This is a genomic window from Sulfuricella sp., assembly GCF_035531155.1.
Classification (GTDB): domain Bacteria; phylum Pseudomonadota; class Gammaproteobacteria; order Burkholderiales; family Sulfuricellaceae; genus Sulfuricella.
This window is the reverse complement of the sequence record NZ_DATKTK010000003.1, coordinates 127,729-140,362: the sequence shown is the minus strand read 5'-3', so window position 1 is coordinate 140,362 and position 12,634 is coordinate 127,729. Positions and strand designations below refer to the sequence as shown.

13 protein-coding genes are annotated in these 12,634 nt (G+C 60.0%); 1 reads left to right on the top strand and 12 read right to left on the bottom strand.

The window, feature by feature from the left end:
• Positions 1-83 precede the first annotated feature (83 nt).
• The 12 genes from VMV64_RS00770 to VMV64_RS00715 all read right to left on the bottom strand — a co-directional run bounded on the left by VMV64_RS00770 (position 84) and on the right by VMV64_RS00715 (position 11,437).
• Entirely contained in the window at positions 84-491 is a 408-nt protein-coding gene (locus VMV64_RS00770; RefSeq protein ID WP_325328034.1) for a hypothetical protein, read from the bottom strand.
• A gap of 17 nt (positions 492-508) precedes the next feature.
• Positions 509-2,140 (bottom strand): methyl-accepting chemotaxis protein, encoded by a 1,632-nt coding sequence (locus tag VMV64_RS00765; RefSeq protein WP_325328033.1) that lies wholly within the window; start codon positions 2,138-2,140, stop codon positions 509-511.
• Positions 2,141-2,191: 51 nt separating this feature from the next.
• Positions 2,192-2,446, bottom strand: a complete 255-nt coding sequence (moaD, locus tag VMV64_RS00760) for a molybdopterin converting factor subunit 1 (protein WP_325328032.1) — start codon at positions 2,444-2,446, stop codon at positions 2,192-2,194.
• Between the two features lie 5 nt (positions 2,447-2,451).
• A complete protein-coding gene (moaA, locus tag VMV64_RS00755; protein ID WP_325328031.1) occupies positions 2,452-3,426 on the bottom strand; it encodes a GTP 3',8-cyclase MoaA in 975 nt (324 codons plus the stop codon).
• Between the two features lie 60 nt (positions 3,427-3,486).
• Positions 3,487-4,668: a 4Fe-4S dicluster domain-containing protein gene (locus VMV64_RS00750; protein ID WP_325328030.1), complete on the bottom strand. Its 1,182-nt coding sequence runs from the start codon at positions 4,666-4,668 to the stop codon at positions 3,487-3,489.
• 3 nt (positions 4,669-4,671) lie between these two features.
• Positions 4,672-5,124, bottom strand: coding sequence for a hypothetical protein (locus tag VMV64_RS00745; protein ID WP_325328029.1), 453 nt, complete (start codon positions 5,122-5,124; stop codon positions 4,672-4,674).
• Positions 5,121-5,813: a hypothetical protein gene (locus VMV64_RS00740; protein ID WP_325328028.1), complete on the bottom strand. Its 693-nt coding sequence runs from the start codon at positions 5,811-5,813 to the stop codon at positions 5,121-5,123. Before VMV64_RS00740 ends, VMV64_RS00745 begins: the two co-directional genes overlap by 4 nt.
• Positions 5,813-6,211: a hypothetical protein gene (locus VMV64_RS00735; RefSeq protein ID WP_325328027.1), complete on the bottom strand. Its 399-nt coding sequence runs from the start codon at positions 6,209-6,211 to the stop codon at positions 5,813-5,815. Before VMV64_RS00735 ends, VMV64_RS00740 begins: the two co-directional genes overlap by 1 nt.
• Entirely contained in the window at positions 6,208-6,987 is a 780-nt protein-coding gene (locus tag VMV64_RS00730; RefSeq protein ID WP_325328026.1) for a molecular chaperone TorD family protein, read from the bottom strand. Before VMV64_RS00730 ends, VMV64_RS00735 begins: the two co-directional genes overlap by 4 nt.
• A gap of 216 nt (positions 6,988-7,203) precedes the next feature.
• Positions 7,204-9,840, bottom strand: a complete 2,637-nt coding sequence (locus tag VMV64_RS00725) for a molybdopterin-dependent oxidoreductase (protein WP_325328025.1) — start codon at positions 9,838-9,840, stop codon at positions 7,204-7,206.
• Positions 9,841-9,859: 19 nt separating this feature from the next.
• Positions 9,860-10,720, bottom strand: a complete 861-nt coding sequence (gene nrfD / locus VMV64_RS00720; RefSeq protein WP_325328024.1) for an NrfD/PsrC family molybdoenzyme membrane anchor subunit — start codon at positions 10,718-10,720, stop codon at positions 9,860-9,862.
• A 9-nt stretch (positions 10,721-10,729) separates the two neighbouring features.
• Complete coding sequence (locus tag VMV64_RS00715; RefSeq protein ID WP_325328023.1) at positions 10,730-11,437, bottom strand: 4Fe-4S dicluster domain-containing protein; 708 nt, start codon at positions 11,435-11,437, stop codon at positions 10,730-10,732.
• Positions 11,438-11,826: 389 nt separating this feature from the next.
• Here VMV64_RS00715 and VMV64_RS00710 point away from each other — a divergent pair, with 389 nt between their 5' ends.
• Positions 11,827-12,633 carry a PhnD/SsuA/transferrin family substrate-binding protein gene (locus tag VMV64_RS00710; RefSeq protein WP_325328022.1) on the top strand — a complete coding sequence of 269 codons (807 nt, stop codon included), beginning with the start codon at positions 11,827-11,829 and terminating at the stop codon, positions 12,631-12,633.
• Position 12,634 lies beyond the last annotated feature (1 nt).

Sequence of the window (12,634 nt, the reverse complement as noted above, 5' to 3'; positions counted from 1 at the left end):
AGGAGGCGTTCTCAATTTGATTCAAGCTCCTACCGACGAGTCAGGTTGGAAGAATATTACGCTCCTACTTCGTTGCAGTAAGTTCAGGCAGGGCTGCTACCTTGTATCCCCATTTTCTCGGCCTCCTGATGCTTCGTTGCCACATGAGCAACTGCCTTGTCCAGCGGCATGCCCGCCTCTACCCCGTCCATGATCATGCGCTGCAGGATGGCGCCAAGCATCTCCACGTTGCCCTGGCCATGCTCCCGCAGGGCACGCAAGAACATCAGCATATTGAGATCCTCGAACCGCTCCTCGAACTCGTCGTAGTCCTTGCCGGTGGCAAGCCAGTAGCAAAGATCGTAGGCGAGCGCGAAAACTGCGTTCAACTGTTCTTCCCCGATACCTGGCACATTCAGGGACACTTCCTGCATCAGATCACGCCGGAATGCTTCCAGACCATAGTCCACTTCACCCTTTACCACCTGTTGCGGCGTGAATTCCCATTCCATGACGTCCTCCCTCAATATCAATATTTGAACCGGCTTACCGCGTCTTGCAGGGCATTCGCAAGCTGTTCCAGATGCTCCGCAGCCCGGGCGGCCTGCTCGATGGCGTGGGTGTTTTCCTCGGCCATCGCGGCAATGGCCGCCACATTGCCGGTGGCTGACTGGCTCGCGGAGCGCTGATTGATCGTGGCTTCGCGGATGGCATTCATCCCCTCGTTCACCCTGACGACCGATTGCCTGGCTTCCGCCAGCACCGCGCTGACTTCGCGCATCGAGTCGTTGCTGGTGCGCAGTTCCGTCATGCCTTCCTGGATGGATGTTTCGATGGCGCCGGATTGTTGCGCGATGGCCTGGGTGATGCCGTCGATCTGCTGCGCCGATTGGGCAGACTTTTCCGCCAGTTTGCGCACTTCGTCTGCCACCACAGCGAAACCACGCCCTGCCTCCCCGGCACGAGCCGCCTCGATGGCGGCATTCAGGGCCAGCAAGTTGGTCTGATTGGCGATGTCCTTGACCTGACCAGTCATGGCGCTGATGGACTGGGTGCTGCCGATGAATTCATCGACCGTGCCGGCGATTTTCCGGAAGGCATTTTCCACCATCTGGATTTGTGCCAGGAGTTGCGCCAGTTTCTCGTCGCTTTGTTCGGTTCGGCGCAGACTTTCGTCGGAAGCATGCTGCACCTCCTCGGCACTGCCCGCCACCGCGGCGATGCCGGAGGTCATCTGGTCCATCGCGGCGGCTGCGCTGGCGGATTTTTCGTTCTGTCGCTCCGAGCTTTCGGCAATTTGCGCGGCGTTCGCAGACATCTGGTGCGAGGCTTCGGAGACCTGTCCGGCGGAGTTGCTGATCTGGCCGATCAAATTGCCCAGCTTTTCCAGCAGGCGATTGAACATCGCCGAAGCCTGTCCGATTTCGTCGCGGCCGCGCACGGGCAGGCGGCGCGTCAGATCACCTTCCCCCTCGGCGATGTTGTGGATGCTTTGGGTCATCTCCCGCAGCGGCCGTGTGACGAAGTGGGTGATGAACAGGTAAATGGCGAACAGCAGCGGGATACTGGTGCCCACTGCTACCGCCAGGATTTTGATCGTGAAGTTTTGCGTCGAGTCGTTGGCGCGTTTGAGCGACAGTTTCATGCTGACCGCGCCGAGCACTGTTCCTTCCGGCACGATGTGGCACATCAGGCAGTTCTTGCCCAGGTAGTTGCTCTTGGCAATGGCAGGAAGCACTACTCGCAGCACTTCGCCCGCACCTTCCTGCTGCACCTGGTAGAAGGGTTTGCCGCTTTGCAGCGTATCCCGCTCGGCGTTGTCGCGCTGGTTTTCCCCGGCCATGCCCGTGCCGAACTGTTTGATGATGGGATCGCCGCGCAGCACGCGCAATTCGTTAACATCGTTGGAGTTCTTGATCTGGTCGAGAAAGATGGCGCGCTGCGCCACGGTGCCGGTCATCATCATGCCGGTCAGCCCGGCCAGCGTCATCTGATGGACGCTGTCGGCGAAATATCGTGCCTGTTCGATGGCGGCGCGGCGCTGCTCCCACGACGCCCAGTACACTATTCCGCTCCAGGCGACCACCAGCATCAACCAGATGGTGACGACCAACCGAATCCAGATTTTGACATTATAAGCCTTGCTGAGCAGATGATTCATGTTCGATGACCTCTAAGCGTGTTGTCAAGACCGGCCGATCTCAAAGGATCCTTAACCGCCTGTGACCGGTGGAAAGAATGCCACCTCGTCACCATCTTTGACGGCCATCCCGAGGGACGCCATTTCCTGGTTTACCGCGCAACGCAGGTTACTGGACGCAACCAGCCGGGTCCATTCGCCGCCACGAGAAGCCAGATAGGCGCGAAGTTCGGCAATCGTCGCGACCGAGTCCGGCAACACGGTTTTTTCCTCCGTTTGCCCCAGCGCGTCGCGCAGTGAAGCGAAATAAAGCACTCTGACAGCCATAATCGCTAACCTCCTGTTGAAGACATGAAACGGACGACTTTTGCCGGATCCTCATCGAATTCATGTTTGAACGGCTTGCGCCCAATCCCTTCGAGCAGCAATTGTTCCAATTGCTCATCACTGCAACCGGAACGAAGCAAAGCCCGCACATCCACCTTGTCGTTCTGGCCGAGACAGGGATAGAGCGTGCCATCGACGCTCAAACGAACGCGATTGCAGGTTTCGCAGAAGTGCTGCGACATGGGTGTTATGAAACCGATCTGGAAACGACCATCGGGGGATACCAGATATTTGGCGGGACCGCCTCCGGGCACGACGCCGTCCACCAGGCCAAAGCGCGACCGCAGGCGCTCCCGGATCGGGCCGAGCGCAACGAACCCGGCGTTTCTGCCGGTTTCCCCGATCGGCATGGTCTCGATCAGCCGCAACACGAAACCTCGCTCGCCGCAGAAGGCGACTATATCGTCGACCTCATGGTCATTGATGCCCGCCATCACCACCATGTTGATCTTGATCGGGCCGAAGCCCTCTTCTTTTGCGGCCATCAGGCCGTGCAGCACGGAAGCGAGCGCATCCCGCCCTGTGATCGCGGCGAAGCGGGCCGGGTCGAGGGTATCCAGGCTGACGTTGAGCCGCGTGATGCCGGCGGCGCGCAGGGCCTGCGCGTGTTTTGCCAGTTGGGTGCCGTTGCTGGAAAGGGACAGGTCGGCGATGCCGGGAAGTGAGGAGAGGCGACCGGCGAGCTCGGCCAGGTTCCGCCGCAGCAGCGGTTCGCCGCCGGTCAGCCGGATCTTCTGCACGCCAAGACGGGCGAAAGCCCCCACCACCCGCTCGATTTCGTCGAACGTCAGCCAGTTGGCCGGCTCTTCGTAGCCCTTGAAGCCTTCCGGCATGCAGTAGGTGCAGCGCAGGTCGCAGCGGTCGGTGACGGAGAGCCGCAGGTATTCGATGCGGCGTCCGTGGCTGTCATATAGCATCATGACTCCATGCAATTCTCATGTAGGCTGGGCTGAACGAAGTGAAGCCCAACATAATGGCGGTCACCGATGTTGGGCTTCGGCCTGCGGCCTTGGCACCAACCTGCATATCTGGAAATTGTTCATAGGCACGGTTAACATCAGGCTTTCCTTTAGCCAAAAATGGACGAAAAATCCGCATCGTCCCCTTCGCAGATCGGACAAATTTCCGCCCGGAGCGGGCGAGATGAAGAAGCGGTCGCAGCGGGTGCAGCGTTGTTTGCCGAGGGCGTGCAGGATCACCGGTTCAGGTGCCTTGGCAAGGTTTTCCATTTCGTCCTGAAAATGCAACACATGCGGCTGGCAGACCTCGACGCACACGCCGCAGCCGACGCAACGGGAGAACTGGAAACCCAGTTCCCAGGCCGTGCCGCTCTCCCTGATTTGCATTGCGCCGGTGGGACAAGCGCGGGCGCAGGCCTCGCAGGCGGTGCAGCCAGGTTGGATGCCGACCTTGGCGGCGTAAAGCGCCGGATAGGCAGGCAAGGGAACATGATCTTGCGGTGCGGCTTCGAACAGGATTTGCAGCAATTCCCGTCCGGCGGTGGAAAACGGCGCGGCGAAGCGGATTGCCTTGAGCGGAACGGGCTGCACCTCGGTGGCGGAAATCGGACGCGTCAGCTGGTCCGCTCCGCGCCCAACGAAGCGACGGAACAGGTGGCGGCGGGAGGGATCGTGCCCGGCCTTGCCCGGTTCCGTTTCGCCCTCGTCAGGCACGCTGATTTCGGCCCACTTTTGGCTGCCGACAATACCCCGCAGCGCCTCTACCGCTTCCAGATGGAGTCCCAGCCGTGCTTCTCCCCGCACACCATGGGAGCACTCGGCGCAATGCTGGGTGCCGGCCAGCGTGACGGCAACGCCGCGGCTGGTCAGGTAGGCCAGCATCGCCGCATCCAGCCCACCCAGGCAAGGCACGATTTCATCGCCATTGAGTTCGGAAGGGGCGCAGGCGAAGGTCACTTCGGGTAGTTTGGCGGTGCGTTTCAACACCTCGATGCGGGGCAGGTTGTCTGCCAGCAGGGCTTCCGTGGGACAGGCGGCGGCACACAGGGCGCAGTTCCGGCACGCCGACGCGCTGATCCGGATGCCCTCGTCGGAAAGTTCCACCGCCTCGTGGGGGCATGCCTCGGCGCAGCGGCTGCACTCGCTGTAACGGTAGCGGTAGCGGGTGCAGCGGGTGGCACGATATTCGGGCTGGGTCAGCATGGGTTATTTGTACTCGTGGAGAGCCTTCCCCTGTTCGCAGGTATTGCTGGGAATTGTGAAGCGTTGCGGAGCGACAATTTCTGCTCCAGAGGAGGACTTATTCCCGCCCGCCTGCACCTGCTTCCAGGTAGCGTAGCCGCCTTTCACCGCATACACGTCCTGCCCGCTGTTTTTTGAGACATTTTGGGCAGTCGCAAGGGCCTGAGGGTCGTTGTCGCCCACCACCACTGCATAGCCGCCCGGTTTGGGCTTGACGCCTTCGTTGTAGGTCACCGCGAAAGGAATGGGCTGCCGTTTGCGCCTGCCTTCACTGCGGGCGTCGATCACGCAGCAGGGCTGGTCTTTCTTCAGCACTTCCCTGAGTTGGGCGCCGTCCAGTAACGCCGTACCGGCGGCCCATGCCGGCGCAGACAAGGCCCATGCCAATACGATCAAATATCTCGCCGGGTTTCTCATGCCGCTTCCTCTACTGCGGGTTCCAGTGCCTGGCGCAGGGCCAGCATCGCTGCTTCGTCGTAATGTTCGATATCGGGAATGGCCAGATTTCTTGCCTGACCGTACCGTATCCATGGCAGCAAATCCGCCCCAGGATTCGTCAGAGGAGTCAACCACAGCCGGGTGCCGAACTGCTCCATTAGTTCGGCGCAAAGATTGAGGCCGGTGTCGTCGGCGATATCCACCCCGAGCAGCGCCAGCGAAGCGCCGCGCTCCAGCATTTGCCCCAGCCACCAGCCGGCATCGGTGCCGCTGCGGCTGCCGTCGCTTTTCAGCACTTCCCAGGCCGGCTTGGCACAGGAGGGAGTGACGCATCTGAAGTCGGCGTTGGAGGTGATGTCCAGCGCCCAGCTGACCTCCAGGCGCCGCACAGGAACCCATACCCCCACCTTCTCAGCACCGAACTCCTTGCTCAGGGTTTCGATCAGACTGCTGTCCAGCAGTGCGGCCTCGCCCAGCAGCAACCGCGCAGCACCCCGAGCCATCAACTCGCGGACACGTTCCCGTCCGGCGGCTCGCAGGACTACCGAGACGTGGGTCAGATCTTCGGGAAGGTTATCGCCGTCAAAGATGAAAACCGGCTCGGCAAAGGGCCCATCTTCTGGTTTTGCCCAACGGCAAAGGGTGATTTCCGGTATGGGTCCGCTCATTAATTTATCACCTGATAGGAAAATTTGTTGAAAACGAAAGGCTGCATGGGGCAATCGGCCTCGTGGTCCAGTCCCTCAAGCAGCGGAAGCAAGGTGTTCAGATTTTCCAGGACGGGCGCGATCTCCACCCCGCGGCAAGAAGGCAGGAATCGTGGCAGCATAGCCAGGGCATCCTCGGCAAGCAGCGCTGCGCCGTCCTGATTGTGGTTCTGGGTAAAGTGAAAGGCCAGCGCCGCAAACGCCAGGCCTTGCAGGAACTGGGCGTCCGGGTCTTCGTGCCCGCCCGGACGGGTCTGGATCAGGTGATTCCAGCGCTCCCCCAGCCAGTCGTGGACGGCGCCGAAATTATTGCCATCCCACAGCAGCGCCAGTTCGTCCCAGGCGAATTCATGGTTCATGCGAAAGTCCTGTTTTGCTCCTTGCCATGGTCGCAGCCACCGCACACGGGTTCATCGGGATTGAACAGCACCTGGATTTCGCTTTTCGGCACCTCCTCGCGTCCGCCGTCCGCGTCGTCCACCCGCACATTGAGCAGGGCCAGCTCTTCCTCGGCGAAACCCTGCAACAGGCGGGCGATTTCGCGGTAAAAGGAATGCTCCGTCACCCGTGCAAGCAGCGTCGCATAGCCGCGCACCCAACGCCCCAGGTGGATGGCCCAGAAACGTTTGACTTCCTTTTCCAGCCGCCTGGCGGCAGCCATATCGCCGCTTTCCAGTGCTGCTGCCTGGTTTTCCAGCAGCACTGCCACGAAGGACAGCTCAATCCCGAGCTGGTCCTCGAACACGGCAAATTTACCCTGTTGCAGTTCGAATCCGCAACGCTGATAAATCGCCTTCACCTCGTGGAAGGGTTCCTGCTGGAAACGCCCGGTGAGGCGCGACGACTCCACCGGCGGACAACCGCCGGCGGTGGTAAAGAGGGTGGCGTATTCGCAAGCCAGAACATCCTGAAGCTCGCCCAGGGGAGCATCGGTAAAATCTGCGTCGAACTGCAACCCCAACTCGGCCAGCGCAGCCATGGCTTCCGGCGTGCGCAGGGCGGCCAGGTAGTCGCACCCCGGCTCTTCGACGAAAGCACCGGCCAGCAGTTGGTAAAAACCGACGCGGGCGCGCAATTCCAGCGGTGATAGCGTATCTTCCAGCGGTTCGGCAAGTGCTGCATTCTGGTTCTGCATGGGAATCCTCTCAAAAAAACCCCGGTCACGAACGGAGGATCATGACCGGGACTCTAAAAACCCGGTCACGAACGGAGGACCTTGACCGGGGCACTCCACCTGCTCAGGTAAAAACTCTGTAACATCTCAAGGGGCTAGGGGCAATGGGCTAAGATTTTTGTCTCGCTACGCGAGGGTTCTCCTATTTCCTGATCCCTCAACCCAAGCTACAAAACCTCAATGGCCACCCTCCTTGTGCTTGACGCTCCCCGGCCCGCCCCAGGAAGCCATTTCCGGGTGCATCTTGCGGTGCAGGTCGCCGGTGTAAGCGTAACGCATGGTTTCCTTGAAGGCTTCTACGTGCTTCTCCCACGAGGCCTGGACGTCGCCGTACTTGTCGTTCGGCCCGGCCTTGGTCACTTTTACCACGGTATCGTACCAGCCCTGGGAGCCGCCAATGGGGTCGGCCACCACAGGGATGATCTGATTAGGATGAACACCCTTGTCTTCCCACCACACGTTATTCAGGTCGGGATCGTCCTGCGCGCCCCAGGCACCGGCCTTCTCGCTCTTCAGCTTGAGTTGCGCCAGCCGACCGTAAGCCCAGTGGCCGAAGGCGGTTGGAATGGCCACCACCTTCGGGTGGATCCCCTCGAACACATAGGCCTTGGTCACCAGATGGCCGACTTTGCTTTCCACCCGCACCAGGTCGCCGGTTTTCACACCCAACTTCTTGCCGGTTTCGGTGTTCATCCACACCGGGTTGCTGTGCATGATCTCCGCCAGCCACTTCACCGCCGCCGTGCGTGACTGCTTGTGCACGTTGATCTTGTAGGTGGTGAGGATCATTTCGTCATCCTTCATGTCCTTGTGCCAGGGAATCTGTTTGAAGGTGGGCATGGGGTTGAAGCCATATTTCGCCCATTCGTCCACGCGCACGTTGATGATCCGGTCGTGGGTTGGAAAGCCGGCGTAGTTTTTGCCCTTGCGTTTGATGCCGATGGCCTTGCCGTTTTTCATGATGGAGCCGTTCTTTTCCACCACGGCGCCGGTCATATCAGCGGCGGACAGTTCCTTCTTGTGCAGGCCGTATTCCGGCTGGATCTCGCGTCCGGTTTTGTCCACGATCTTGCCGGTGGCCGGATCAAGCTTGCCATAAATCGGCCATACCCCGTGCTTCTTCAGGAAGTCCAGCCCGCCGGCTTCCTTCAGCCCCGGCACGTTGTCGAAGTGGTGGCGCATGTAGTCCTCGCCATCCTTGAAATCCCAGTATTTCTTCATGCCACGCGTGCCGTCCGGATCCAGCTTGTGAATGATGTCGCGCATCATGATGCGGTTCTCGCGCGATTCGCCCAGCGACTTGATCACCGGCTGGCGGATGCCCAGCCACGGCCATAGGGAATTGGGCATGGACTCCGGCTCCCAGCGCTCGAGATACGGGCAGTCGGGCAGGATGATGTCCGCCAGCGCCGTTTCTTCGCCCATGAAGGGGCTCATGGAAACGTAGAATGGAATCAGCTTTTCATCACGATACAGCTTGCCCCACACTGCGTCCGACCCCGGGTTGGTATATACCGCGTTGTCCTGGTAGGAGAAATAGACGTTGATCTTCTGCTTGCCCTCGGCAATCCAGAACGGCGTGAGATGGCTCACCTTGTGGTGGGCCAGCGGGTACTCGTCCGGGTGAGACAGGTAGGATGGCTTGGCCGGCTTGGGCGGTTCCGGTTGCGGCTGAGGCCAGCCCATGCCGCGCGGCATGCAATACCCACCGCGCACCTCGATGTTGCCGGTCATGATCGGCAGCATCATGGTGGCTTTCTCGTTGTAGGAGCCATACAGGTGCTTGGCCGGGCCGCGGTAGGTGTAGGTGGTGGCCGGCTTGGTGGTGGCGAATTCCCGCGCGATGCGCTCGATCGTCTCCACCGGCACGCCGGACAGCTTGGAGGCCCATTCCGGCGTGTACTGCTTGTAATGCGCCTTCAGTTCGGCAACGGTAACATTGGTCCAGGTTTCGATGAAGTCGCTATCCTGCAGATCGTCGCGCAGGATGACGTGGCCGAGGGCCAGAGCCACCGCCCCGTCGGTGCCGGGAAACACCGGAATCCACTCGTCGGAGCGCCCGGCGGTGTTGGACAGGCGCACGTCGAAAGTAACCAGCTTGGCCTTGTTGTCTGCCATGCCGTCGGCAAGACGTTGGGAATACGGGTTGTGAAAGTAGGCCGCTTCCATGATGTTGGAGCCGAAGTTGAGGATGTATTTGGCGTTGGCAAAATCCGGCGTTTCGATGTCAGGCCCCCAGGTGGGTTCCATGCCGATCTTCTTCGAGGATTCGCACACCGAGGTGTGGTTGACGACGGTGGCCGATCCCAGCGTATTCATGAAACGGTCGATGACGCCGCCGGAGCGGTTGCGACCGTACTTCAGCATGATGGTGTTGGGATCTTCCTTGAGGGCGGCGTCGAGCTTCTGGGCGATCTCGGCCAGCGCCTCGTCCCAGGTGATGCGCTTCCACTTTCCTTCGCCGCGCGCGCCAACCCGCTTCAAGGGGTAGAGGATGCGGTCCGGGTCGTAGCTGTACCACATGCCCGAGTTGCCCTTGGCGCACAGTCTGCCCCGGGTGGAAACGTGTTCCGGGTTGCCTTCGAGCTTGACGATGCGACCGTTTTCCACATAGGCCAAGGCGCCGTCCTGGATGTTGCAGACGTGACAGGTAATGGGAATCGCCTTGCGCTCGGCGTAGCCGACCGGGTTGAAATCCTTGCCTCCCAGTTCGGTTTCCATGGCGCGCAGCAACTTCGGCGAAGCCGCCGCGGCGGCTGTAGTAGCGGCGCTGGCCTGGAGGAAGGCGCGCCGCGAGATTTTGAAATTCAACATGGTTTGGTCTCCCTGATCTTTAGAAATAGGTCTGGACGATCTGGCCACCGACCAGAATCGAGTAGCGCAATGCCATTCCGCCCACCAGTATCAGTACCGCGGCGATCATTATGCCCTGTTGCTGTTTTCCAATAGGCGCGAGCAGCAGTGCAATCGGCGCCGCCGTACCGAGCAGGATGCCGACGCCGATAAAAATCGTGCCGAGCGTGCCGCTGGTCATGAACATGAAGGTGAGTTCCTGGCCCGAGCCTCCATAGGCGGTGGTGCCGAGCAGCGACACCAGCATGACGCCCACCGCACCTGCCGACCAGAGCATGAAACGACGCAGCATGACGAGCAGTTTCTCGGGCTTCCCAGGCGCCAGGAAAGACGCCACCGCCGCGCCGGAAACCAGGGACATGGCCACGAACAATATCGGCATCAACGGCGTGTTCCACACCGGACGGTTCTGGTGCACGGTCAGATCGAAGCCGGTGTAGACCGGCAAGCCCAAGGCGAGAAGAGCCCCGATAATGGCCAGCCGTCGACTGTTGGTTTCGTCGTTCTTGCGCATCATCCAGAAATAAGCCACCGATACCGCCCCGAACAAGAGCAAATTCAGTCCGCCCCAAGCCAGCGGCGAAGCGAAGTTGAGGTAGGCTGGATTGAGCATGTTGAGGAATCGCAGCGGCTTGGACAGGTCGCCGATCAGCAGCAATCCGCCCAGCACCATCAGCCCGAAGGAGACATAGAAGGCGCTCTTGCGCAGCGGCTCGAATTCCTGGCGGAACCAGGAGAGAGTGGAAAAGAAAAACAGCGCCGCAGAAATGCCGATGACGAAGAAGTAGATCGAATAGGTACTCGACCACGGCATGTGATGGAAAATATTGAAGTCACCCATGATTTGCTCCTATCCCTCGTGATTCTTGTTGAAAGCCCGCCTATCCTCTTCCAGCACATCGAGCGGGTTGTAAACAGCGCGACCAAACTCGGAATTGTTGCGGTCCAGGCCGATGTAGAACACGTGCGGCTTGGTGCCTTCCTCGGGACGCAGTACCTGGGTCGGCAGGGTAGACACCAGTTTCGACACCTCGCTGTTGGGGTCGTTGATGTCACCGAAAATGCGCGCCCGTCCGATGCAGGTCACCACGCACGCTGGTGCCAGCCCCTGTGTTACCCGATGGTGACAGAAGGTACACTTGTCCACCACGCTGGTGATATCGGTATAGGTACGATGTTTCGGCAGCATGAAACGGGCATTGTAGGGGCAGGACGCCATGCAGGCCTTGCAGCCGATGCAGCGGTCGTAGTGCTGGAGGATGAAGCCACCGTCCTCCACCTTGTAAGTCGCGCCGACCGGACAGGAACGCACGCAGGGCGCATCGTCGCAGTGGTTGCACAGGCGTGGCATGAAATGCTTTCGCACGTTGGGATAGGTGCCTACCACCTTGTACGGAACCCATGTTCTGAAAACGCCCAGGGGCACATCGAATTCCGCCTTGCATGCGACCATGCAGGCATCGCAGCCGATGCAGCGGCGCAGGTCGATCACCATGGCGTACCGCTTCAGGCCTGCCTTTCCCCTGGTTTCGATTGATGAAGTTCGCAGTTCACTCATAAGCGCATCTCCTCCTGTTGTGTATGGCCAACAGCGTTTATGCCGTTGCGCCCGATGTCCCGCCGCAAATAAAATCAGGTTGCAGCCAACCACCAATAAGCAATACCTGTGCCATGTTTTACAATACTATCAATATCAATTAGATATTATCTAATATACGATCCAGCACGCTACTCATTGTTACCCCATGGTAATAACAATCACCCCTGCCGACAGCAGCGGTATTACCAGACGGTAATAGCCGCCGCTTCCGCCCATCTCGACGCTGAAACAGCGTATTTATCGCGCAGGGCAATTTGCGTTACACTCGACATCACGACAAGTCAAGTAAGGAGGTATTTCAGGTGCGATGGGGAATGCGATGGCTGGTGCTGTGTTGGGCCTTATTCATGGCTGCGAACACGTGGGCGGCGGGGGAAGATGTACCGATCCGGATCGGCCTGACGCCGGTATTCCTCGACGACCAGACCGCCTTCGTCAATACCTGGCGGGTGTACCTGCAAAGCCACCTGAAGCGGCCGGTGGTGTTTGTCCAGCGCGCCAGCTACCGTGAAATTACCGACCTCATGCGCAGCGGCAAGCTGGATTTTGCCTGGCTGTGCGGCTATCCCTACGTACGCAACAAGCAGACCATGAATCTGCTGGCGGTGCCGGTGTACCAGGGCAAACCAGTCTACCGCTCTTACCTGATCGTACCCGCCTCGGACCGGCAAACCCGGTCCATCGCGGATTTAAGGGGCAAGGTATTCGCCTTTTCCGACCCCGACTCCAATTCCGGCTACCTGGTGCCGGCCTATGAATTGCACGAGTTACAGGAAAAATCCAGCACCTTCTTCAGCAAAACCTTTTTCACCTGGTCTCACCGCAAGGTGGTGGAGGCGGTGGCCGCCGGCCTAGCCCAGGGTGGCGCGGTGGAAAGTTACGTATGGGACACCCTGGCGCTACAGCACCCTGAATTAACGACGCGAACCCGCATCGTCAGGGAATCCGCGGAATTCGGCTTCCCGCCCTTCGTGGTAGGAAAGACGGTTGCGCCGGCGGATACGGCGGCGATGCGCAAAACGCTGCTCGCCATGCCGCAGGACGAAGAAGGGGCGAAACTGCTGCGGAACCTGCACCTGGACGGTTTCGTGGCGGGGGACGAGCACATGTACGACAGCATCGCCCGAATGATGCGCGCTATTGCGGAGAAGTGAC

What these genes read in the sequence shown, in the direction of transcription:
- VMV64_RS00770 (WP_325328034.1), bottom strand. Translation starts at nt 491, where the DNA reads ATGGAATGGGAATTCACGCCGCAACAGGTGGTAAAGGGTGAAGTGGAC.
- VMV64_RS00765 (WP_325328033.1), bottom strand. Translation starts at nt 2,140, where the DNA reads ATGAATCATCTGCTCAGCAAGGCTTATAATGTCAAAATCTGGATTCGG.
- moaD (WP_325328032.1), bottom strand. Translation starts at nt 2,446, where the DNA reads ATGGCTGTCAGAGTGCTTTATTTCGCTTCACTGCGCGACGCGCTGGGG.
- moaA (WP_325328031.1), bottom strand. Translation starts at nt 3,426, where the DNA reads ATGATGCTATATGACAGCCACGGACGCCGCATCGAATACCTGCGGCTC.
- VMV64_RS00750 (WP_325328030.1), bottom strand. Translation starts at nt 4,668, where the DNA reads ATGCTGACCCAGCCCGAATATCGTGCCACCCGCTGCACCCGCTACCGC.
- VMV64_RS00745 (WP_325328029.1), bottom strand. Translation starts at nt 5,124, where the DNA reads ATGAGAAACCCGGCGAGATATTTGATCGTATTGGCATGGGCCTTGTCT.
- VMV64_RS00740 (WP_325328028.1), bottom strand. Translation starts at nt 5,813, where the DNA reads ATGAGCGGACCCATACCGGAAATCACCCTTTGCCGTTGGGCAAAACCA.
- VMV64_RS00735 (WP_325328027.1), bottom strand. Translation starts at nt 6,211, where the DNA reads ATGAACCATGAATTCGCCTGGGACGAACTGGCGCTGCTGTGGGATGGC.
- VMV64_RS00730 (WP_325328026.1), bottom strand. Translation starts at nt 6,987, where the DNA reads ATGCAGAACCAGAATGCAGCACTTGCCGAACCGCTGGAAGATACGCTA.
- VMV64_RS00725 (WP_325328025.1), bottom strand. Translation starts at nt 9,840, where the DNA reads ATGTTGAATTTCAAAATCTCGCGGCGCGCCTTCCTCCAGGCCAGCGCC.
- nrfD (WP_325328024.1), bottom strand. Translation starts at nt 10,720, where the DNA reads ATGGGTGACTTCAATATTTTCCATCACATGCCGTGGTCGAGTACCTAT.
- VMV64_RS00715 (WP_325328023.1), bottom strand. Translation starts at nt 11,437, where the DNA reads ATGAGTGAACTGCGAACTTCATCAATCGAAACCAGGGGAAAGGCAGGC.
- VMV64_RS00710 (WP_325328022.1), top strand. Translation starts at nt 11,827, where the DNA reads ATGGCTGCGAACACGTGGGCGGCGGGGGAAGATGTACCGATCCGGATC.